Origin of the sequence: Actinopolymorpha sp. B9G3, from assembly GCF_040120725.1 — a bacterium.
Classification (GTDB): Bacteria; Actinomycetota; Actinomycetes; order Propionibacteriales; family Actinopolymorphaceae; genus Thermasporomyces.
Genome location: NZ_JBEEAB010000013.1, coordinates 178,702 through 199,293, shown reverse-complemented (window position 1 = coordinate 199,293; position 20,592 = coordinate 178,702). Strand labels below are relative to the sequence as shown.

At 69.4% G+C, this 20,592-nt stretch carries 17 protein-coding genes and 1 pseudogene; 6 read left to right on the top strand and 12 right to left on the bottom strand.

Annotation, left to right across the window (positions count from 1 at the left end; translation table 11 throughout):
- Position 1 precedes the first annotated feature (1 nt).
- From ABNF93_RS22480 to ABNF93_RS22435, 10 genes and pseudogenes are all read right to left on the bottom strand, one after another.
- Positions 2-1,606, bottom strand: a complete 1,605-nt coding sequence (locus tag ABNF93_RS22480; protein ID WP_349330107.1) for a complex I subunit 4 family protein — start codon at positions 1,604-1,606, stop codon at positions 2-4.
- A 61-nt stretch (positions 1,607-1,667) separates the two neighbouring features.
- Positions 1,668-3,650: an NADH-quinone oxidoreductase subunit 5 family protein gene (locus tag ABNF93_RS22475; RefSeq protein ID WP_349330106.1), complete on the bottom strand. Its 1,983-nt coding sequence runs from the start codon at positions 3,648-3,650 to the stop codon at positions 1,668-1,670.
- Positions 3,647-4,138 (bottom strand): NADH-quinone oxidoreductase subunit NuoK, encoded by a 492-nt coding sequence (gene nuoK / locus ABNF93_RS34990; protein WP_502877605.1) that lies wholly within the window; start codon positions 4,136-4,138, stop codon positions 3,647-3,649. The genes ABNF93_RS22475 and nuoK overlap by 4 nt, the downstream gene beginning before the upstream one ends.
- A complete protein-coding gene (locus ABNF93_RS22465; RefSeq protein WP_349330105.1) occupies positions 4,138-4,719 on the bottom strand; it encodes an NADH-quinone oxidoreductase subunit J family protein in 582 nt (193 codons plus the stop codon). The genes nuoK and ABNF93_RS22465 overlap by 1 nt, the downstream gene beginning before the upstream one ends.
- A 266-nt stretch (positions 4,720-4,985) precedes the next feature.
- Positions 4,986-5,213, bottom strand: a pseudogene (locus tag ABNF93_RS22460) (4Fe-4S binding protein); the annotation flags it as partial.
- A gap of 157 nt (positions 5,214-5,370) precedes the next feature.
- Positions 5,371-6,330, bottom strand: coding sequence for an NADH-quinone oxidoreductase subunit NuoH (gene nuoH, locus ABNF93_RS22455; RefSeq protein WP_349330104.1), 960 nt, complete (start codon positions 6,328-6,330; stop codon positions 5,371-5,373).
- Positions 6,323-7,138 (bottom strand): NADH-quinone oxidoreductase subunit C, encoded by an 816-nt coding sequence (locus tag ABNF93_RS22450; protein ID WP_349330103.1) that lies wholly within the window; start codon positions 7,136-7,138, stop codon positions 6,323-6,325. The genes nuoH and ABNF93_RS22450 overlap by 8 nt, the downstream gene beginning before the upstream one ends.
- Complete coding sequence (locus ABNF93_RS22445; RefSeq protein WP_349330102.1) at positions 7,135-7,776, bottom strand: NADH-quinone oxidoreductase subunit B; 642 nt, start codon at positions 7,774-7,776, stop codon at positions 7,135-7,137. Before ABNF93_RS22445 ends, ABNF93_RS22450 begins: the two co-directional genes overlap by 4 nt.
- On the bottom strand, positions 7,767-8,141 hold the full coding sequence (locus tag ABNF93_RS22440) for an NADH-quinone oxidoreductase subunit A (protein WP_349330101.1): 375 nt from the start codon (positions 8,139-8,141) through the stop codon (positions 7,767-7,769). Before ABNF93_RS22440 ends, ABNF93_RS22445 begins: the two co-directional genes overlap by 10 nt.
- Positions 8,142-8,378: 237 nt before the next feature.
- A complete protein-coding gene (locus tag ABNF93_RS22435) occupies positions 8,379-10,139 on the bottom strand; it encodes an ABC transporter substrate-binding protein (RefSeq protein ID WP_349330100.1) in 1,761 nt (586 codons plus the stop codon).
- A 336-nt stretch (positions 10,140-10,475) separates the two neighbouring features.
- On the opposite strand from ABNF93_RS22435, the gene ABNF93_RS22430 reads away from it, so the two are divergent.
- From ABNF93_RS22430 to rarD, 3 genes are all read left to right on the top strand, one after another.
- The gene (locus ABNF93_RS22430) at positions 10,476-12,449 is read left to right on the top strand and encodes a 2-oxoacid:acceptor oxidoreductase subunit alpha (RefSeq protein WP_349330099.1); all 1,974 of its coding nucleotides are present in this window, start codon (positions 10,476-10,478) and stop codon (positions 12,447-12,449) included.
- Positions 12,446-13,519: a 2-oxoacid:ferredoxin oxidoreductase subunit beta gene (locus tag ABNF93_RS22425; protein ID WP_349330098.1), complete on the top strand. Its 1,074-nt coding sequence runs from the start codon at positions 12,446-12,448 to the stop codon at positions 13,517-13,519. Before ABNF93_RS22430 ends, ABNF93_RS22425 begins: the two co-directional genes overlap by 4 nt.
- Before the next feature lie 286 nt (positions 13,520-13,805).
- Positions 13,806-14,747: an EamA family transporter RarD gene (rarD, locus tag ABNF93_RS22420; RefSeq protein ID WP_349330097.1), complete on the top strand. Its 942-nt coding sequence runs from the start codon at positions 13,806-13,808 to the stop codon at positions 14,745-14,747.
- Here the strand turns inward: rarD and ABNF93_RS22415 are convergent.
- Positions 14,647-15,462 carry a DUF4037 domain-containing protein gene (locus ABNF93_RS22415; RefSeq protein ID WP_349330096.1) on the bottom strand — a complete coding sequence of 272 codons (816 nt, stop codon included), beginning with the start codon at positions 15,460-15,462 and terminating at the stop codon, positions 14,647-14,649. The genes rarD and ABNF93_RS22415 overlap by 101 nt on opposite strands.
- Positions 15,463-15,640: 178 nt before the next feature.
- On the opposite strand from ABNF93_RS22415, the gene ABNF93_RS22410 reads away from it, so the two are divergent.
- The gene (locus ABNF93_RS22410; protein ID WP_349330095.1) at positions 15,641-16,183 is read left to right on the top strand and encodes an MOSC domain-containing protein; all 543 of its coding nucleotides are present in this window, start codon (positions 15,641-15,643) and stop codon (positions 16,181-16,183) included.
- Between the two features lie 24 nt (positions 16,184-16,207).
- Here the strand turns inward: ABNF93_RS22410 and ABNF93_RS22405 are convergent, their stop codons facing one another.
- A complete protein-coding gene (locus ABNF93_RS22405) occupies positions 16,208-17,002 on the bottom strand; it encodes a DUF4037 domain-containing protein (protein ID WP_349330094.1) in 795 nt (264 codons plus the stop codon).
- Positions 17,003-17,531: 529 nt separating this feature from the next.
- On the opposite strand from ABNF93_RS22405, the gene ABNF93_RS22400 reads away from it, so the two are divergent.
- The gene (locus ABNF93_RS22400; RefSeq protein ID WP_349330093.1) at positions 17,532-19,562 is read left to right on the top strand and encodes a PhoX family protein; all 2,031 of its coding nucleotides are present in this window, start codon (positions 17,532-17,534) and stop codon (positions 19,560-19,562) included.
- 190 nt (positions 19,563-19,752) lie between these two features.
- Positions 19,753-20,358: a nucleotidyltransferase family protein gene (locus tag ABNF93_RS22395; protein WP_349330092.1), complete on the top strand. Its 606-nt coding sequence runs from the start codon at positions 19,753-19,755 to the stop codon at positions 20,356-20,358.
- Positions 20,359-20,592 lie beyond the last annotated feature (234 nt).

The following is a 20,592-nucleotide window of genomic DNA, read 5'->3' as shown; positions in this document are numbered from 1 at the left end:
CTCACCTCCCCACCAGCAGCGTGACGGCGGGTTCGGTGACCGCCAGGACCGCGCCGGGATACAGCCCGAGCACCAGCGTCAGCGCCACCAGCGGCGCCCACGACCACACCTCGATCGCGGTGACGTCACGAAGGCCCGCACCGTTCTGTACGAGGCTCGGCCCGATCGTGTCGCTGCCCTGGCAGATCCGCCGAACGAGGACGAGGAAGTACGCAGCGGTGAGGACAGCGCCGAGTCCGGCGAGCACCATCAGCACGATGTAGGTCGTCCGGGCAAGCGCGGCGTGCGGTTCGTACGCACCGAACAGCGCCAGCATCTCGCCCCAGAACCCGGCCAGCCCGGGGAGCCCGAGGCTCGCCACCGCTCCGAAGACGAACAGCCCGCCGAGCCGCGGCATCCGTGCGTACAGTCCGCCACCGAGGTCGGCGAGGACACCGGTGCCATGCCGGTCCTTGATGGCGCCGGCGAGGAAGAACAGCAGCCCGGTGATGAGCCCGTGCGCGACTCCCGCGAAGATCGCGCCGTTGACGCCGACCGGCGTGAGTGTCGCGATGCCGAGCAGGACGAAACCCATGTGGCCGACGGAGGAGTACGCGATGAGGCGCTTGAGCTCCCGCTGCATCAGGCACGCGAGCGCGCCGTAGAGGATGCCGACGGTGGCGAGCGCGGCGAGGTAGGGCGCCACCGCGCGGGCGCCGTCGGGGACGACCGGGAGCCAGACGCGGACGAAGCCGTACGTTCCCATCTTCAGGAGTACGCCGGCCAGCAGGACCGAGCCGACCGTGGGAGCTTTCGCGTGCGCGTCGGGCAGCCAGGTGTGCAGGGGCCACATCGGGCTCTTGACCGCGAGGCCGAGTCCGATGGCGATGGCGGCGAGCAGTTGGGCGGCCGTGGTGATTCCCCGGCCGGCGCCCGCCGCGAGAGCGGTGAGGTCGAACGTACCGGCCTGTGCGTACACCAGCAGGAATCCCAGCAGCATGAGCGCGCTGCCAAGCAGGGTGTAGAGGATGAACGTCGTGGCCGCACGGCGCCGCCCGGCTCCGTCGTGCGGGTCTCCCCAGACGGCGATGACGAACCACATCGGGATGAGGACGACCTCGAAGAACAGGAAGAACAGGATCAGGTCGAACGCCACGAACGTCCCGAGCATCCCGACCTCGAGGAGCAGGACCAGAGCGACGAACGCCCGGGTCGGTGGCCGCTGTCCTTGCCCGGCGGAAGTGGCGGCGCCACCAGCGGAGGCGGCGTCGGAACCGGCGGCCGTGACGGACGCGGCGGTCGAGGGCGGGATGCGGGTCGTGTAGAGCAGGCAGCAGAACGCCAGCAACGCCGTGAGCAGGACCATCGCCAGTGAGATGCCGTCGACGCCGAGATGCCAGCGGACATCGATCGCGGGGATCCAGCTCGCGTCCGTCTCGAACTGCACGCGTTCCGCCGCCGCGTAGTCGAAGCGCACCGCGACGACGACAGCGACCAGCAACGTCGCCGCACCGACGACGGCACCCACCCGCGCCACCACCGGCTCGGCGACCAGCCTCGGCGCACCCGCCACCACGCCGGCACCGGCGAGGGGCAGGGCGAGGAGGAGCCAGAGCAGGACGTTCATGGCACCGTCCGCACGGTGAGACCTGCCAGGAGCAGCATCACCAGCCACATCAGGAGTTCGATCACGCGACCACCCCCCACGCCGCGAGGGCGAGGACGAGAACACCGGCGACGACCAGGCTCAGGTAGGTCGAGACGTTCCCGGTCTGGGCGAGCCGCAGCAGGCCTCCGACCGAGCGGGCCGCCCGGCCCGAGCCCTGGACGTAGAAGTCGACGACATCGCGGTCGCCGGCCACGACGACGCGCGCGAGCGCGTAGACCGGTCGTACGACGATCCTGGCGACCACCGCGTCGATCCGGAATCCCTGCTGCAGCAGGGGTCTCGCCGGGCCGAGCAGGTCCGCGGGGTCGCGCCTGCCCCGGCTCCGCCATGCTGCCGTGACCGCCGCGACCGCGAGTCCGGCAAGGGCGAGCGACAGCATCGTCGTACTCGCATGGAGCAGGCTCGGCGCCTCGGCCTCCGCGGGCCCACCGCCGCCCAGCCAGCGCGCCCATGTTCGCGGAGCCAGCGCCAGGAACCCGAGCAGTGCGCTCGGCACCGCCAGCACGATCAGCGGCCATCGCATGAGTGCCGGTGCCTCCGATCTTGGAGGAGGAGTCCTTCCATCCGGGGCGTGTGCCGCAGGGGCACCCACACCCAAGGCGTGTACCGCAGGGGCACCCTCATCCAAGGCGTGTCCCTCACCCAACGGAGCCGAGTCAGGTCCGGCTCCGAAGAAGACCCGCAGCCACAGCCGCGTGCAGTACGCCGCGGTGAGGGCGACGGTCGCGAACCCCGCCACCAGCAGTATCCATCCGACGCTCACCGGCAGCACTCCACCGTGCTGGACCGCTTCCTGGATCGCACCGAGCACGGCGTCCTTGGCGAAGAACCCCGACAACGGCGGCAGTGCCGCGAGCGCCGCCAACCCGATCGTCATCGTCACGAACGTCATCGGCAGCATCCGCCGTAGCCCGCCCATCGCCGACATCAGGTTGCTGCCCACGGCGTGGATCGCCGCGCCCGCGCACAGGAACAGCAACGCCTTGAACGCCCCGTGCGCCACGAGCAGCAGGACCCCCGCGGTGTAACCACCCGCCGCGAGTCCCGCCAGCATGTAGGCCAACTGGCTGACCGTCGACCACGCCAACACCCGCTTGATGTCCTCCTCGGCGAGCGCGGCGAGCGCGGATCCGACCATGGTGATCGCGGCGATGACGGCGAGCACCGCGAGCGTCGCGGGCGCGAGCTCGAACACCGCGAGCAGCCGCGCCACCAGGAACACCCCCGCCGCCACCATGGTCGCCGCGTGAATGAGCGCGCTCACCGGTGTCGGCCCGGCCATCGCGTCCGGAAGCCAGATGTGCAGGGGGAACTGCGCCGACTTGCCGACCACGCCACAGAGCAGCAGCAGGGTCGCCAGCGTGGCCGTACCGACTGTCAACCCGCCATTGACGGCGGCCTCCTGGATCTCGCTGATTCGGAACGTGCCGGCCGCGACGCCGAGGACGAAGATCCCGAACAGGAAGCCGATGTCGCCTAGTCTCGTGACCAGGAACGCCTTCACCGCGCTGTCACGCGCGTCGGCGAGCTCCCAGTGATGGCCGATCAGGAAGTACGAACAGACGCCCATCACCTCCCAGCCCACGAGCAGCACCAGGAGGTCGTCGGAGGCGACCACGAGCAGCATCGCGGCGGTGAAGAGCGACACCAGGCAGACGTACGACGGATACCGCGAATCCCCGCGCAGGTAGTCGATCGAGTAGATCTGCACCGCCAGCGCCACGCTCGTGACGAGCAGACTCACCAGCGCAGAGAGCCCGTCGACCCGGAAGGCGATGTCGAACGCCAGCCCTCCCGTCGGCACGTGCGCCAGCACCAGCGTCTGGAGCTCGAGGCGTCCGGAGAGGTCGGCGATCACCACGGCCAGCGAGGCGATCCAGCCCACGCCGGCGCCCAGGACACCGATCGTCGCGACGGCGCGCGGGACGGCCTTGCCGAGCAGGAGAGTGAGGACGGCGGCGAGGAACGCCGCGCCAGTCGCGACAAGGAGGAGTGCGGTCATCGCTTGGCCTCCGCCGGTGCGTCCTCGGAGTTGCCGGAGGCATGTCGAGATGGCTGGCCACCATCCTCGGACAGCTCGGCCGCCGCCGCCGCATCCGCTGCCTCAGCCCTTGCCTCCACCCGCGCGTCCTCCGCCGCATCCATCGCCGCCACCTCGTCGGCGTACGCCTCATCGGTGGCGTCGCGGTCGGCGAGCTCGCGGGCGTCCTCCACGTCGATCGACGCGCGGGTACGAAAGACCAGCAGGACGATCGCCAGCCCGAGACCGATCTCGGCGGCGGCGATGGTGATGACGAAGAGGGTCAGGATCTGCCCGCTGTGCAAGGGGTCCCGGTGCCAGGCGTCGAAGGCGAGGACGTTCAGGTTCACCGCGTTGAGCATCAGCTCGACACCGACGAGGACGAGGACGGCGTTGCGCCGTGCGAGGACGCCGTAGACGCCGATGGAGAACAGCAGGACCCCGACGAGCAGCGGCAGCAGCAGTGGCATCAGCGGCCACCTCCGGTGCCGGTGACGCCCGCGCCCTTCGTTCCCTCCGGTGGCGTACGGGGCGTACTCCTCGAGCCACTCGGCGAACCACGGGTCGACAGCGCGATCGCACCCACGAGCGCGGCCAGCAGCAGCACCGACAGCACCTCGAACGGCAGGACCCAGGTGGAGAACACCGCTTCACCGATGGCCTTCGCGCTGCCGACCTCGACCCGGTGAAGGTCGATCACCTCACCGGCGAAGCCCGCCACCATCGTCGTACCGAGGACCGCCGCGACCGCCAACGCGACGATCCCGGCGAACCAGGCGTTCGCCTTGGTGAGGTCGGCGACCGGCCCGGTCGGCGCACGGGTGAGCATGAGCGCGAAGAGCAGCAGGACGACCACCGCTCCCACATAGATGAGCACCTGCACCCACGCCACGAACTCCGCCGTCAACAGCAGATAGCACCCCGCGAGCGCGCCGAGCGTCACCACGAGCCAGAGCGCCGCGTGGACGACCTGCCGCGTCGTGACGACCAGCAACGCCGAGCCGACCGCCACCACACCGAAGAGGGCGAAGAGCACCTGGACGGCTCTCATGGCTCGCCGTCCGCGTTCGTACGTTCGTTCTCAGCGGCCTCCTCGCCAGGCTGAGCACCGGCCTGCTCGCCAGGTTGAGCAGCGGCCTGCTCGACGGCTCTCGCCGCGGCCTTCTCGACGGCTTTCTCCGCGACGCCGATCTCCTTGGCCGGCTCGGCGCCAGGGTCTAGCGGCGGCGGTACGGGCACGGTCCACATCCACTCGCGCAGCTCGTCGCGTTCGTGGGTGAGATCGGCGATGTCGGTCGTGGCGTACTCGAACTCCGGCGACCAGAACAACGCGTCGAACGGACACACGTCGATGCAGATCCCGCAGTACATGCAGAGGGAATAGTCGATCGCGAACCGGTCGAGCACGTTGTGGCTGCGTTCGCGCGCGCCCTCCTCCGCCGGGGGCGTCGTCTCCTTGTGCGAGTCGATGTAGATGCACCAGCACGGGCATTCGCGGGCGCAGAGCATGCAGACGGTGCAGTTCTCCTCGAAGAGCGCGATCACACCGCGCGACCGCGCCGGCAGGTCCGGCTTGACGTCGGGGTACTGCTGCGTCACCGAACGCCGGGTGAGGTTGTCGAACGTCACCTTGAGCCCGTGCGCGAGTCCCTTGCCCGGAATCCCGGCCATCACCACACCTCCTTGCGTACGACCCGAAGTCTCATGAGCGGACCACCGCCACCACGCCGGTGAGGGCGAGCTGCAGGAGGGCGAGCGGTACGAGCAGCTGCCACCCCAACCGCTGCAGCTGGTCCGCCCGCAGCCGCGGGTAGGCGACCCGCACCCAGATCACCACGAACGCCACCGCGAACACCTTGAGCAGCGTCCACAACCATCCCAGCGCACCGGCGAACGGCCCCTCCCAACCGCCGAGGAAGAGGACCGTCGTCAGGGCCGCGAGCACGACGATTCCGGCGTACTCCGCCAACAGGAACAGCGCGAACCGGATCCCGGTGTACTCGGTGTACGGCCCGAAGATGATCTCCGCATCGGCGACCGGCATGTCGAACGGCGGCCGGTGCAGCTCGGCCAGTCCGGCGACGAAGAAGACGAACAGCCCGGGCAGCTGCCAGATCAGCCACCACGGCTCCCACGCCTCGACAATGCCCGAGAGCGACAGCGTGCCGGCCGCCATCGCGACACTTGCCGCTGCGAGGACGAACGGCAGTTCGTACGCGAGCAACTGGCCCGCCGACCGGAAGCCGCCCAGCAGGCTGTACTTGTTGCCGCTCGCCCAGCCGCCCATGAGCGAACCGAGGACGCCGACGCCCATCACGGCGAGTACGAAGAACAGCCCGGCGTCGAGCTCGACCCCCACGAGTCCCGGCCCGAACGGGATCGCCACCAGCGCCACGAGGTACGGCACGAGCGCGAGGACGGGCGCGAGTTGGAAGACCCGGCGATCCGCGTTGGCGGGTACGACATCTTCCTTCTGCGCGAACTTCACTCCGTCGGCGACGAGCTGTGCCCAACCGTGGAAACCGCCCGCGTACATCGGGCCGAGCCGACCCTGCATGTGCGCCATCACCTTGTGCTCGGTCTGACCGACGAGGAGCGGGAGGACGAGGAACGCCACGAAGACGCCGCCCACGCGAAGGACGAACTCGAGCGCCTCAGCCATCGTCGCCCCCGCCGGTCGCTTCGGGCTGCTGCTCACCCCGGGCCGGACGTTCACCCTCGGCCGGCTGCTCACCCCGGGCCGGACGCTCACCCCGGGCCGGACGCTCACCCCGGGCCGGACGCTCACCCCGGGCCGGACGCTCACCCCGACCACGGGCGGGTCGGGCCGGCGGAGCGGTGACCGCCATCGGGTCCGGCGCCTCCGAACCGGGCGGGCGCGGACCCCACGCCTCGGCAGCCGGTACGCCAGGTGGCGCCATCCGTCGCCGGCTCGGCGACCGGCCGGTGTCGTGGTCGGACTCGCCGGGTTCCTTCGCGCCAGGCCATGCCTTCGCCACCCGGGCCGCCAACACGAACTCCTTGCGCAACGGGTGACCCTCGAACTCGTCCGGCAGCAACAACGGCGCAAGCCCCGGGTGCCCGGCGAAGTCGATGCCGAACATCTCGTGCGTCTCGCGCTCGTGCCACCCGGCACCGGCGTAGACCGGGGTGGCCGTCGCCAGAGCAGGTGCGGAACGCGGAATCCGCGTACGCACCAACAGGTGCGCCACCGCCGGCGCGCTCGACTCCTCCGACGCGGCGCCGAGCCGGGCGACGTGGCACACGACGGCGAAGCCCTGGTCGAGTTCGTCGACGGCGGACAACCAGTCGAAGAAGGTGCACCCCGCCTCGTCCCGCAGGACGCGCAGTGCCTCGACCCATCGGTCAGCGGGTACGTCGAGGGTGGGTGGACCGAAGCCCTCCTCGAGCCCGACCTCGACACCGAGCGCCGTCGCCAGCAGGTCCCGGGTGTCGGTGTACCAGGTCACGAGGTGTCACCCGGCCGAACGGGCCGCCTGAGCAGGGACGCCACGCTCCGCCACCGCGACGGGGCAGCGCCGGCACCTGCGTACCGTTGTTCGAGCGATTCCGCCGCGATCTTCTCCTGCAGCTTGACGATGCCCTGCAGCAACGCCTCCGGCCGTGGCGGGCACCCCGGCACGTAGACGTCGACCGGCACGATCTGGTCGACCCCTTTGGTGACGCAGTACGAATCCCAGTACGGCCCGCCGGAGTTGGAGCAGGAACCGAACGAGATGACGTACTTCGGCTCGGGCATCTGTTCGTACAGGCGGCGGATCGCGGGCGCCATCTTGTCGGTCACCGTGCCGGAGACGACCATCAGGTCCGCCTGCCGGGGCCCCGGCGCGAACGGGATCACGCCCAGCCTGATGAAGTCGTGCCGCGACATCGACGACGCGATGAACTCGATCGCGCAGCAGGCGAGGCCGAAGTTGAAGACCCACAGCGACCAGCGCCTACCCCAGTTGAGAACGAACTTCAGGGGTTCGGGCGCCAGCTTCTGCAGCGGCCCGACATGCGGCATCGGCAGGTCGAGCGGCTGCGCGGTCTTCGGAGTGTGCGGCGCCGAACCCGTTCCCTGGCCGGCGGGGGTCGTCACGTCCATGTCAGCACTCCCTTGCGCCAGGCGTAGAGCAGGCCGACGGCGATGAAGCCGAGGAACACGAACATCTCCACCAGCGTCGTCCACCCGAACCCCGGCGCGGCGAAGATCGTGGCCCAGGGGAAAAGGTAGATCGCGTCGACGGCGAAGACGACGTAAAGGTAGGCGAAGACGTAGTAACGGACATGACTCTGCGCCCAACCCGCGCCGACCGGATCGACGCCGGACTCGTAGGTGAGGTACTTCTCACGGGACGGGTTGGTGGGCCGGAGGAGCCGGTTGGCGACGAGAGCCACCGCGGCGAAGACCACGCCGAGAAGCAGAACGCTCAGCACGACCGTGTAGGTCGCGTAGTAGTCCGCGTTCATGCCCCTCTCCTTCACATCCGACGGCCGAGTCTAGTGTCGGGCGGAAGGGCGCCCTCAAGCTCCGCCCGCGCGCTTCGACACGCGCCTCCCTCCCCCGTGATCATGATCGTGATCATGAAGGTTTTTCGGTCCATTCGCGACTTTTCCTTCATGATCATGGACCCGGCGAGCCCGCTTCGCGACTCAGGCGGCGAGCGGCTCGGGCCACCGACCGCTGCGCCGCCCCGCGCGCGACCCCTACTCCAGGACGTAGATCTGGGTGTAGTCGGGGCTCCCGCCCACGGTGTCGACGATGACGTTCGCGACCTTCGAGCCGTGCAGCAGCGTCGTACCCTCCTCGCCGAGCGGCACCACGGGGAGGTACTCGTCCATGATCATCGCGTCGAGGCGGCCCCATTCGGCCAACGCCTTGTCGGCCGGCAGCCTGCTGATCCGGTCGATCTCGGCGTTGACGCGATCGACGTTCAGGAACGACGGGATCGGAGCGCCCGGCAGGTGGGCCTTCCGCCCGTCCAGGATCGCCGGGAGTACGGCGTCGCCGTTGGCCCAGTCCATGCACCACCTGCCCGAACGCAGGTTGACCGGCCGGGTGCCGTCGCTTGCGAGGTCGCGGGCGAGCGCCGACGGCGCCGGAACGGTCTTGACGGTGAAACCTGCCTTGGTCAGGGCCTTTCGCCTCACCTCGGCGATCGCGGTCTCGGTGTCGTCGTCGGAGGAGAAGAACGACAGTTCGAAGCCGAGTTGGCCGGCCTCCTCCAGCAGAGTCCGCGCGGCCGACGGGTCGCCGTTGCCTTTCCCCTGGTTGCCGATGGCGTCGTGGGCGAGCCACCCGGGCGTGGCCGAGGCCATGATGGTGGTCGCCGGTTGCCAGGTCAGCCCGGGAATCGATCCGGCGGCTTCGTTCTCGGCCTTCAGGGGCCACGCTTCGGCGACGGCCCGGCGTACCGACAGAGGAATCGTGCGGGTGTCCATCCACAGGTAGGAAATGCAGGGACTCGGCCCGACGACCAGTCGATTCTCGACGTCGGTACCGCGAATCACCGGGTAGTTGTCGGCCAGCAGATCGTTGTAGCTCAGCGCGTACTGGTCGTCGCCCTCATCGGTGATGATCCGTTGCTGGATTTCGTTCTCGTCGAGCCCGAACTCGAAGATGAACGTGTCGACGAACTGGTGCCGACCCGGGTCCATCGAAGCCGACCATTCCCGGTTCTTCACGAGGGTAAGGGTTCTGCCGTTCCAGTCGGCGGCGAATTTGTACGGGCCGGTTGCCAGCGGATGCCGGGTGTAGTCCTGACGGGTGTCCTTTGCCGCGGGAATCGGCGTGAATGTCGGAAGCGACGCGTAGTAACGCATCGACGGGAACGGTCTGCGCATCTTGACGATGATCGTCTTGTCATCCGGCGTCTCGACCGCCTCGAAGTCGCCGTCGTCGGCGTACGGGCCCGCATAGGTGTCGCCACCGAGGTAGTAGTCGAGTCCGTACGTCGGTCCGCCGGAAAGTTCCTGTTGGGCGAATTGCCGTGTGATGGCGTACGCCACATCGACCGCCTTGACCGGTGCCCCGTCCTCGTACCTCAAGCCATCGCGAAGAGTGAACTCCCACCGGGTGAAATCCCGGTTTGGCCGGCCGAGATCGGTGGCCATATCCGGCACCAGAACCGGGTTGCCGCCTTCGTACACCGTCTGGGTGAGACCCCGGGTGACCAACTTCATGATCGCCAGGGTGTCGAGTGGGGAGACCCTCGTGGGGTCGAAGGTGTGCGGCGAGTTGGCGGACAGAACGCGCAGCGTGCCGCCGGACCTGGCCTTGGCCACCTGCGGAGCGGGCGCCTCGGCGTGCGGGTCCTGCGCCTCGATGTAGGCCGTCGAGGTACGCCTCGGCTCAGGCGACCCGTCGCCGTTTCCCTGTCCAGGAAGCGGAAGCGCGCTGCACGCCCCGAGCGCGAGCGCCCATGCCGCAGCGACGACCACCACCGAGACTCGCGTCCGAGACCGCATCGAACGCCGCGTCTTGGGCCACATCGGACGCCGTGTCGAGCCCAGCGTCGGGCGACGTGTCGCAGGTCGCATCGATGGGGGCCTCCATCCCGATGGGCCGGAACGTACCCTGGGTGGCCGGACTTGCGGGTACATCCTCCGGCACGAAACACCGAGGGTTACAGTCGAGTCGCGTATTGCGATGTCCCAAAGTGCGGTGGCCCCCCCAACACCGAACAACCCGGACGTAGCATAGAAGCACGACAGGAGAGCGCGCCGCTCCCGAAGGCGGAGCCTCACCGCAACACGGTTTTGGGGACTAGCCCTGGCACGGCGCCCGAGGAGGTCGTTCGCCCGGTGACCAAACAGGTCCAGCAGGTCGACCGTGTCATCATCCGATTTGCCGGCGATTCCGGTGACGGCATGCAACTGACCGGTGACCGATTTACTCAGGAAACCGCATCTTTCGGAAACGACCTGTCGACATTGCCCAACTTCCCGGCGGAGATTCGCGCGCCAGCCGGGACACTGCCAGGCGTTTCGTCATTCCAGATCCATTTCGCCGACCACGACATCCTGACCCCTGGTGATGCCCCCGATGTCCTGGTGGCGATGAATCCCGCGGCGTTGAAGGCCAACCTGCCGGAGCTGCCCCGAGGCGCCACGCTGATCGTCGACGCGGACGAGTTCACCAAGCGGAACCTCAGCCGGGTCGGCTACACGGAGAACCCGCTCGACGACGGTTCGCTCGACGCCTACCAGACCCACGGGTTCAAGCTCACGAGCATGACCACCGAGGCGATCAAGGCCGCGCTCGGGCCGGACCAGGGCGGGTTGTCGCGCAAGGACGCCAGCCGGGCCAAGAACATGTACGCCCTCGGCCTGGTCTCGTGGCTCTACAACCGTCCGACGGATTCGACCCTGTCCTTCCTGAACGCGAAGTTCGCTCGCCTTCCCGCCATCCGCGACGCCAACATCGCGGCGTTCAAGGCGGGCTGGAACTTCGGTGAGACCGCCGAGGCGTTCGCGATCTCCTACCAGGTCCGGCCGGCGGAGATGAAGGCCGGGCTCTACCGCAACATCTCCGGCAACCTCGCTCTTGCGTACGGCCTCATCACGGGGGCCAACCGGGCGGGGCTGCCGATGTTCCTCGGCTCCTACCCCATCACGCCGGCGAGCGACGTCCTGCACGAGCTGAGCAAGCACAAACGCTTCGACGTGACGACGTTCCAGGCCGAGGACGAGATCGCCGGGGTGGGCGCCGCCCTCGGTGCCGCGTTCGGGGGCGCGCTCGGGGTGACCACGACCTCCGGGCCCGGTGTCTCGCTGAAGTCGGAGACGATCGGCCTGGGTGTGACGCTCGAGCTCCCGCTGGTGATCTGCGACATCCAGCGCGCCGGTCCCTCGACCGGGATGCCGACCAAGACCGAGCAGGCCGACCTGCTGCAGGCGATGTTCGGGCGTAACGGCGAGGCGCCGGTCCCGATCATCGCACCGCGCTCGCCGTCGGACTGCTTCGACGCCGCCATCGAGGCCGTACGCATCGCCGTGACCTATCGCACGCCGGTGTTCGTGCTGTCCGACGGCTACCTCGCCAACGGCTCCGAGCCGTGGCGGATCCCGGACGTCGCCGATCTGCCCGAGGTCAAGGTCGAGTTCGCCACCGAACCCAACCACGAGACCGAGACCGGCGAGCGGGTCTTCTGGCCGTACAAGCGCGACCCCGAGACCCTCGCCCGTCCCTGGGCGGTGCCGGGCACACCCGGCCTCGAGCACCGGATCGGCGGGCTGGAGAAGGCGGACGGACACGGCAACATCTCCTACGACGCCGCCAACCACGACCTCATGGTCCGCACCCGCCAGGCCAAGATCGACGGGATCGCGCGGACCATCCCGCCGCTGGAGGTCGAGGACCCGGGCAAGGACGCCAAGGTGCTCGTCCTCGGCTGGGGCTCGACGTACGGCCCGATCGGCGCTGCCTGTCGGACCCTGCGCGAGCACGGCACCCCGGTCGCACAGGCGCACCTGCGGCACCTCAACCCGCTGCCGCCGGACCTGGGCGAGGTGCTCAAGAGCTACGAACGCGTGCTGGTCCCGGAGATGAACCTCGGCCAGTTGGCCATGCTGCTGCGGGCCCGCTACCTCGTCGACGTGGTGACCTACAACCGCGTTCGCGGGCTTCCGTTCAGCGCCGCCGAACTCGTCGAGGCGATCGGCGAGCTCATCGGCTCACTCGAGGACGGCGACGATGCCGGCTCCCTGTCTGACCCGTCGCCCAACGGCCACGTCCGTCACGGCGTCGACGTGGAGGAGGACTGCAGACGCTCATGACCACCACCGATCTGCCGCTGCCCGGACTGCGGGGCGTCCCGACGGCTGACGCTCCGCAGAACCGCAAGGAGTTCACCTCCGACCAGGAGGTGCGGTGGTGCCCAGGCTGCGGCGACTACGCGATCCTCGCGGCGGTGCAGGGGTTCCTGCCCGAGCTGGGCGTCAAGCGGGAGAACGTCGTCTTCGTCTCCGGCATCGGCTGCTCGAGCCGGTTCCCCTACTACCTCGACACGTACGGCATGCACGGAATCCACGGCCGCGCCCCCGCGATCGCGACCGGCCTCGCCACATCGCGGCCGGACCTGTCGGTGTGGGTGGTCACCGGTGACGGCGACGGGCTGTCCATCGGCGGCAACCACCTGATCCACGCGTTGCGGCGCAACGTCAACCTCAAGATCCTGCTGTTCAACAACCGGATCTACGGGCTGACGAAGGGACAGTACTCGCCCACGTCGGAACTGGGAAAGATCACCAAGTCGACGCCGCTCGGCTCGCTCGACGCGCCGTTCAACCCGGTGTCGCTGGCACTCGGCGCCGAGGCGACGTTCGTCGGCCGCACGATCGACACCGACCGCAAGCACCTCACCTCGGTGCTGCGGGCCGCGGTGCAGCATCGGGGCGCATCACTGGTCGAGATCTACCAGAACTGCAACATCTACAACGACGGTGCGTTCGAGATCCTCAAGGGCAAGGACACCCAGGACGAGGCGGTGATCCGGCTCGAGCACGGCCAGCCGATTCTGTTCGGCCGCGACGGCGAGCTGGGTGTCGTCCGCGACCAGGCGTCCGGCGGGCTGCGGGTCGCGGCGGTGGCCGAGGTCGGGGCCGACGCCGTGCTCGTGCACGACGCCTACGGTGCCGACCCGACGACGGCGTTCGGTCTCTCCCGGCTCGCCGACGCGCAGACGCTGCACCACTCGCCGATCGGGATCTTCCGCCAGGTGGAGCGGCCGACCTACGACGATCTCGCCCGTGACCAACTGGCGAAGGTTCGGGCCGACAAGGGCCCCGGCGACCTGGCACAACTGCTCCAGGGAGCCGACACCTGGACCGTCGGCTCCAGCGCCTGACCGCCCACGCCTGACCGCGGATTCGGCATGGCCGGGCCTGAATGACCACGCTGAGCAGGCCCGTGGCAACTCGACCAGGCGTACTGCCCGTCGGACAATGACCACGCTGAGCAGGTCTGCGTACCTCGGAGAGGCGTCCATGCCTGGCCCAGGTGCCACTGGCATGCTCAGCGTGGTCATTGCCCGACGGGGGCGCCGCGCCTGAACGCCGGGCGGAGATCCCAGTCCGCGAGACCAGCGAGCCGACGATTCGTCTGATCAATCCGTCGTACGTAGTCTGCGACGTGTGGACGAGCAACGCCGGGGGTTGATCTTCGGTGTCCTCGCCTACGCGAGCTGGGGACTGTTCCCGCTCTACTGGCCGCTCGTCCAACCCGCCGGATCGGTCGAGGTCCTGGCGCATCGGCTGATCTGGTCGCTCGTCTTCGTCACCATCCTGCTGAGGATCCGCCCCCGCCCGGGTTGGTGGGCAGCCCTCCGGACCCGTCCGCGCAGTGTCGGCTACCTGTCCGCCGCCGCGCTCATCATCGCCGTCAACTGGGGCACCTACATCTGGGCCGTCAACCACGACCATGTAGTGGACACGGCTCTCGGCTACTACATCAACCCGCTCGTGATCGTGATGGCCGGTGTCCTGCTCTTCGGCGAACGCCTCAACCGCGCGCAGTGGACCGCCCTGACGATCGCCGCCGTCGCGGTCGTCATCCTCACCATCGACTACGGCCGGCCGCCGTGGGTGGCGTTCACGCTCGCCCTGACCTTCACGGCGTACGCCCTGTGCAAGAAGAAGGCCGCGGCCGGAGCGATGGAGAGCCTCGCCGTCGAGACCACGGTCGCGGGCCCGCTGGCACTCGGATATCTCGGCTGGCTGGAACTCACCGGGGCGGGTGCCTTCGGCCACACCGGCTGGGACAAGGCCGTCCTGCTGGCCGGCGCGGGCGTGGTCACCGCCATCCCGCTGCTGCTGTTCGCCGCCGCGGCCACCCGGGTCTCGCTGACGACGCTGGGGATCATCCAGTACATCGCGCCGACGTTGCAGTTCCTGATCGGCGTGCTGGTGTTCGCCGAGCCGATGCCGCCGGTACGCCTGGCCGGCTTCGCCATCGTCTGGCTCGCCCTCGCGATCTTCACGTGGGACGGCCTGCGACGGGGCCGCCGCGCGCAACTGGAAGCTGCAGGATCCGGTCCGCCATCGCGAGGAACAGCTCCCGTCGCCGAGCCAAACTGACCGGCGGCGCCCACAGGCCGCGTTCGAGCCCGGCGATCGCGGGATCCATCCCGAACCTCGCCACCCAGTGGTGCAACCACTTCGGATGCGGGCAGTAGCGGCGTTCGGCCGCGAACCATGTCACCAGCGCGTGCCGCATCACCTTGCTCAGCAGGTCGTGGAACAGCCACCCGTCGCCACGGCGAGCGCAGGTCGCAAGATCCCGGTCGTACGACGGCAACTCCTCCGCCAGCACGCTCCGCGACCGTTCGACGAGCGCCGGCGGAAATGTCGACAGCTGGGACCTGACCTCCGCCCCGGTGCCGGCGCCGTCGGCGAGCAGCGTGCCGTAGGCGAAGCCCGCAATGGCGTACAACGGGGTCGGGTACTCCACGCCCTCCCACCCACGTCCGGACCGCACATCGCTGGCCCAGCCGTCGAAGACTCGGCGGGTCTTGTGGGAGACGTCGACCTGGAATCCGCCGATGTCGAGCCGGTCGAGCACGAAACCAGGCTGGTGGAAAGTCACCGGAACGCCGCGGCCGGTGTGGAGCTTCTCGACCGGGCGATCCGACGGGGCGGGCGGGCCGTCCCGGTCCCACACCAGGACGATGTCGACGTCGGAGTCGGCGGTGAACCCGGTGAACACCGACCCCTGGCCGTAGGCGAAGGCGAGCCCGCCGAGGGCACGGTAGGTGGGTACGACCTGGCGAGCGATCCGGAGAGCGGTGTCCACCCACGTATCCTGGCGATCCACGCCGGTCCGCGCATCGGCAGGTCCAGGACAGGCCTCCGCAGGGCGCGGTGCGGCCCGGATACTCGACTCCACCGAAACCGCGAGTGGTCCGAAAGTTGACCCGCTTTCCAGGCGGGCACCTCCGAGTAGCTCCGAGGGCAGGAAAGGATGTCGGTCCATGACAGCAGCGGTGAAGGCGGTGAGCCGCAGTGCGACCCATTCGTTCAGCAAGGACGTCTGCGAGCGCGTCGAGCTGCTCGCCGGCCTCGGTGTGGCGGGTGACGCCCACTCCGGTGTGACGGTCAAGCACCGGTCGAGGGTGGCCCGCGACCCCAGCCAGCCCAACCTGCGTCAGGTCCACCTCATCCACGCAGAGCTCCACGAGGAGCTGGCCGAGGCGGGGTTTACCGTGGCGGCGGGGCAGATGGGTGAGAACGTCACCACCTCCGGCGTCGACCTGCTCGGGCTGCCGACCGGCACGCGGCTCCATCTCGGCGCGTCGGCGGTGGTCGAGGTGACCGGACTCCGCAATCCGTGTACGCAGTTGGACGACTTCCAGCCGGGCCTGCTCGCGGCCGTCCTGGGCCGCGACGAGACCGGCAAGGTCATCCGCAAGGCCGGCATCATGGGAGTCGTCGTCACCGGCGGTGAGGTCCGGCCCGGTGACGCCATCCAGGTCGAGCTGCCACCCGAACCGCACCATCCGCTCGACCGGGTCTAGACGGTATGCAGAGGAGCCCGGCCCTCATCCAGCGTCAGGTTGCTCCCGTTTCTGGTCGAGGATGCGTTCGGCCATCGAGACGAACACCTCGCGGCGGCGTTCGAGGGTGATGGGCAGCCACAGCGAACGCTCCAGCGACGCTATCCGGCTGTCCATCCCGAACCGCGCGATCCAGTGCTGCAGCCACTTCGGGTGCGGGCAGTACCGGTGCTCGGCCGAGAACCACGCGACGAGCGCGTGCCGCAGCACCCTGCTCAGGAGTTCGTGGAAGAGCAACCCATCGCCGCGGCGGGCCGAGCCGGCAAGGTCGCGTTCGTACGACGGAAGTTCCGCCTCCAGCACGGTCCGGGACCGCTCGATCAGCAGGGGCGGAAATGACGTGAGGTCGCTCCGTGCGGCGGCGGCGAGCCCGTTCTCGTCGATGAACATCCGGCCGTAGGCGAATCCCGCGATCGCGTAGAGCGGCATCGTGGAGTCAGAGTCCTCCCAACCCCAGCCGGAACGGATGTCCCGGATCCACCCGGAGAACGTCTCGTGCGACTTGTGGGAGACCTCGATCTGCTCGCCGTTGACCCAGAACCGGTCCAGGGAGAAGCCCGGATAGTCGTGCTGCAGCGGCTTGCCGGGGCCGTTGTGCAGGTCCGCCATCGCCTGGGAGCGCACCTTGGGCGGATCGCCGTCCCAGACCATGATCAGGTCGAGGTCGGAGTCGTTGGTGAAACCCGCGATGACCGGGCCCTGACCGTAGGCGAACGCGAGGCCGTCGAGCGAGCGATAAGCCGTGGTGACGCGGTTCGCGATCTCGAGAGCGGAGTCCACGCGCATATCCTCTCCACCGGAGCGCGTGGACGCGAGTCGGGGCCGATGCCGGCCGTCCGCGGTCCCAGGTCCAGACCAAGGTCCGGCCCAGGTCCGGCCCAGGTCTCGCCCGTGTGGAGTCCGCGCCCAGTCCGCACCACCCGCAACGGTGGTACGCACGCACGGTGACAAGGGTGCAGGCGTTCCGTCGGCGACGGGCGAGCGGGCTGGCTGAGCGGGCGGGCTGGCTGAGCGGGCGGGCTGGCTGAGCGGGCGGGCGGGCTGAGCGGGCGGGCTGAGCGGGCGGGCTGAGCGGGCGGGCTGGCTGTCGGCGGGCGCTGTCGACGGCCGGATTCCCGGCGGTCACCGGCCGTTCAGGTCCGCGCCGTGTCGCGCTTGTCGGAGTCACCTAGCTTCGGCTTCGGGATCGACCGCGGGTTCGCCGCGCCTCGAAGGCGGAGCGGCGCGCGGTCCCGGCCCTCGCTCGGAGCGCTCACGCCCGGCTCCGGGCACACCTTCGTACCTGTGCGGACCTGGAGTGTGTTCTGACATGAAGCGGCTCCTCCCCCTCCTTCCACGGCACGGCTCACGGAGCCGGCTCACGTGTGAGTTCCGGTGCGGCAACGCCTGCGACCACCCGGTGCCCAACCGGAGCGACAACCCGTACTTCGCAGACGTCGTGGCGTCGGCGCTGTCCAGGCGTTCGCTGCTGAAGGGAACCGCGGTCGGCGCGTTGGTGATCGGCGGCGCCGCCGGCGCGGCCGTGCCGAGCGCGGCGGCTGCCGCGAGTCCGACGGACGGCCCGCGCCCGAGCAACGGACGTGGCAGCGGCGGATCCCGGATCAGCGACCTCGCCTTCACCCCCGTCGCGCCGAACACCCGCGACGCGCTCGTCGTTCCGGACGGCTACGCGCAGGCAGTCGTGGCCAGCTGGGGCGACCCGGTGCTGCCGGACGCCCCGGAGTTCGACTTCGAGATCCAGACGGCGGCGGCGCAGGAGAAGCAGTTCGGCTACAACTGTGACTACGTGAGCGTGCTCCCGCTGGGGAGCGGTTCCCGGGGCGGCGAGAGGGCGCTGCTCGTCACCAACCACGAGTACACCGACGAGGCCCTGATGTTCCGCGGATGGGCCGACGGTGCATCGGCGTCCGAGGAGCAACTGCGGGTCTCGCTCGCAGCCCACGGGATGTCCGTCGTCGAGATCGAGCGGGTCGGACGCACCGGCCGGTGGAAGCTCGTCACTTCTGGCCGGCGGCCGTTCAACAAACGGGTCACCGCGACGACCGCGCATGTCATCACCGGACCCGCGGCGGGCCACGGCCTGCTCAAGACCGCGGCCGACCCGACCGGACGCCGGGTGCTCGGCACGCTGAACAACTGCGCCGGCGGCACCACGCCATGGGGCACGGTCCTGTCCGGTGAGGAGAACTTCAACCAGTACTTCGAAGCGTCCGGCGCCGTCGACCCTGCGCACGTCCCGGCATTCACGCGTTACGGTCTGCCGACGGCCAAGGCGGCGGGCAAGTCGTGGGCCAGGATCGACGAACGCTTCGACCTGACGAAGAACCCGAACGAAGCGAACCGGTTCGGCTGGATCGTCGAGCTGGATCCGTACGACCCGGAGGCCCCGCCCCGCAAGCGCACCATGCTGGGTCGGTTCAAGCACGAGGGCGCGGAAGTCACCTCGACCCGTGACGGCCGGATCGTCGCGTACCTCGGTGACGACGAGCGCTTCGACTACCTCTACAAGTTCGTGTCCCGCGACCGCTACCGGACGACCCGGACCGCCGCCGCGCACCGCCACAACATGAGCCTGCTCGACCGCGGCACCCTCTACGTCGCCAAGTTCACCGGCGACGGCGCGGACGACGGGGAGTACGACGGCACCGGCGAGTGGATCCCGCTGACGAGCGACGAGGAGTCGTTTGTCGACGGGATGTCGGTCGCGGAGGTGCTCGTCCACACGCGGCTCGCGGCGGACAAGGTAGGCCCCACCAAGATGGACCGGCCGGAGGACGTCGAGCGGAATCCGGTCACCGGCTCGGTCTACATGGCGTGCACCAACAACTCCAACCGCACGGCGGAGCAGGTCGACGAGGCCAACCCGCGGGCGGCCAACAAGCACGGTCACGTCGTCGAGATCGACGAGAGCCGCGGGGACGCGGCGGCGACGTCGTTCAGCTGGCGGCTGTTCCTGGTCTGCGGGGATCCGGGCGATCCGACGACCTACTTCGGTGGGTACGACAAGTCCAAGGTGAGCCCGATCTCGTGCCCGGACAACCTGGCGTTCGACGGTGCGGGAAACCTGTGGATTTCCACCGACGGCAACGCGCTGGAGTCCAACGACGGGCTGTTCGCCACCCCGGTGCGCGGGCCGGAACGCGGGCATGTCAAGCAGTTCCTGACGGTGCCGGTGGGCGCGGAGACGTGCGGACCGCTGGTGACCCCTGACCAGCGGACGGTGTTCGTCGCCGTCCAGCACCCGGGCGAGGTCGACGGCGCGACCCCGGAGGAGCCGGCGTCGAGGTGGCCGTACGGCGGCCAGCCACACCCGTCGGTCGCCTGCGTCTGGATGGACTGACCCGCCCTGCGCCCTCCCGCCTCGGTGATCATGAAGGCGTCCGGTACGTAGGGGCCCGTTCCCTTCACGGTCCGGTCCGCTTTCATGATCACGGGAACGACATGAGGACAGGGCGAGGAATGGGCCGACGAAACGGGGGCCGAGGAAGGGGCCGACGAAGCGGGGGCCTGGCACCGGCGACAATGCTGGCATGACGAACGTCGCCGGGCTGCTGCTCGCCGCAGGTGAGGGCGCTCGGTTCGGGCGGCCCAAGGCGCTGGTCGAGTTCGGCGGACAACTCCTCGTCGAGCGCGGACTCCGACTGCTGACCGCGGGAGGCTGCGCCCCGGTGCACGTCGTCCTCGGTGCGGCGTACGACGAGATCCTCGCGACCGCCGACCTCGCCGACGCGACGACGGTGGTACGCAACGACGCCTGGCCGACCGGCCTCGGGTCGTCGTTGCGAGCTGGACTGGCGTCCATGCCACCGGACGTCGGCGCCGTCGTCATCGCCCTCGTCGACCAGCCCCTCGTCACCGCCACGGCCGTCGAACGCCTTCGCGCTGCATACGCCGCGGGTGCGGTGGCGGCGGTCGCGACCTACGGCGAGCACCCTCGCCATCCGGTGCTCCTCGCCCGCGCTGTCTGGAAGGACATCGCCGAACTCGCCACCGGTGACGCGGGTGCCCGGGGATTCCTGCGGAGCCGGCCGGATCTCGTGACGAAGGTTCCCTGTGACGACGTGGGGTCTGCCGCAGACATCGACACACCGGACGACCTCGCAACTCTGCGAGACGACACGGCTGCGGACAGCTGAGAACACGCCCGAGATCAGTCCCGCTACAGGACCGACATACGGACGCTCTAAGGTGGGCAGCCCGCAGCGAAGGCATGCGCCATCGCCACAGGTCGACATGTCGCCTGCGAGGAGGACAACGAGAGACTGGCCACCTGGTTACGGCTGAAAGGCGGCAATGCTTCGGCGACGTACAGACGAATCAGCTGAGCCCACTTCCGCGCGTCTGAACCTGGACAGTCAGCGGGCTGCCGA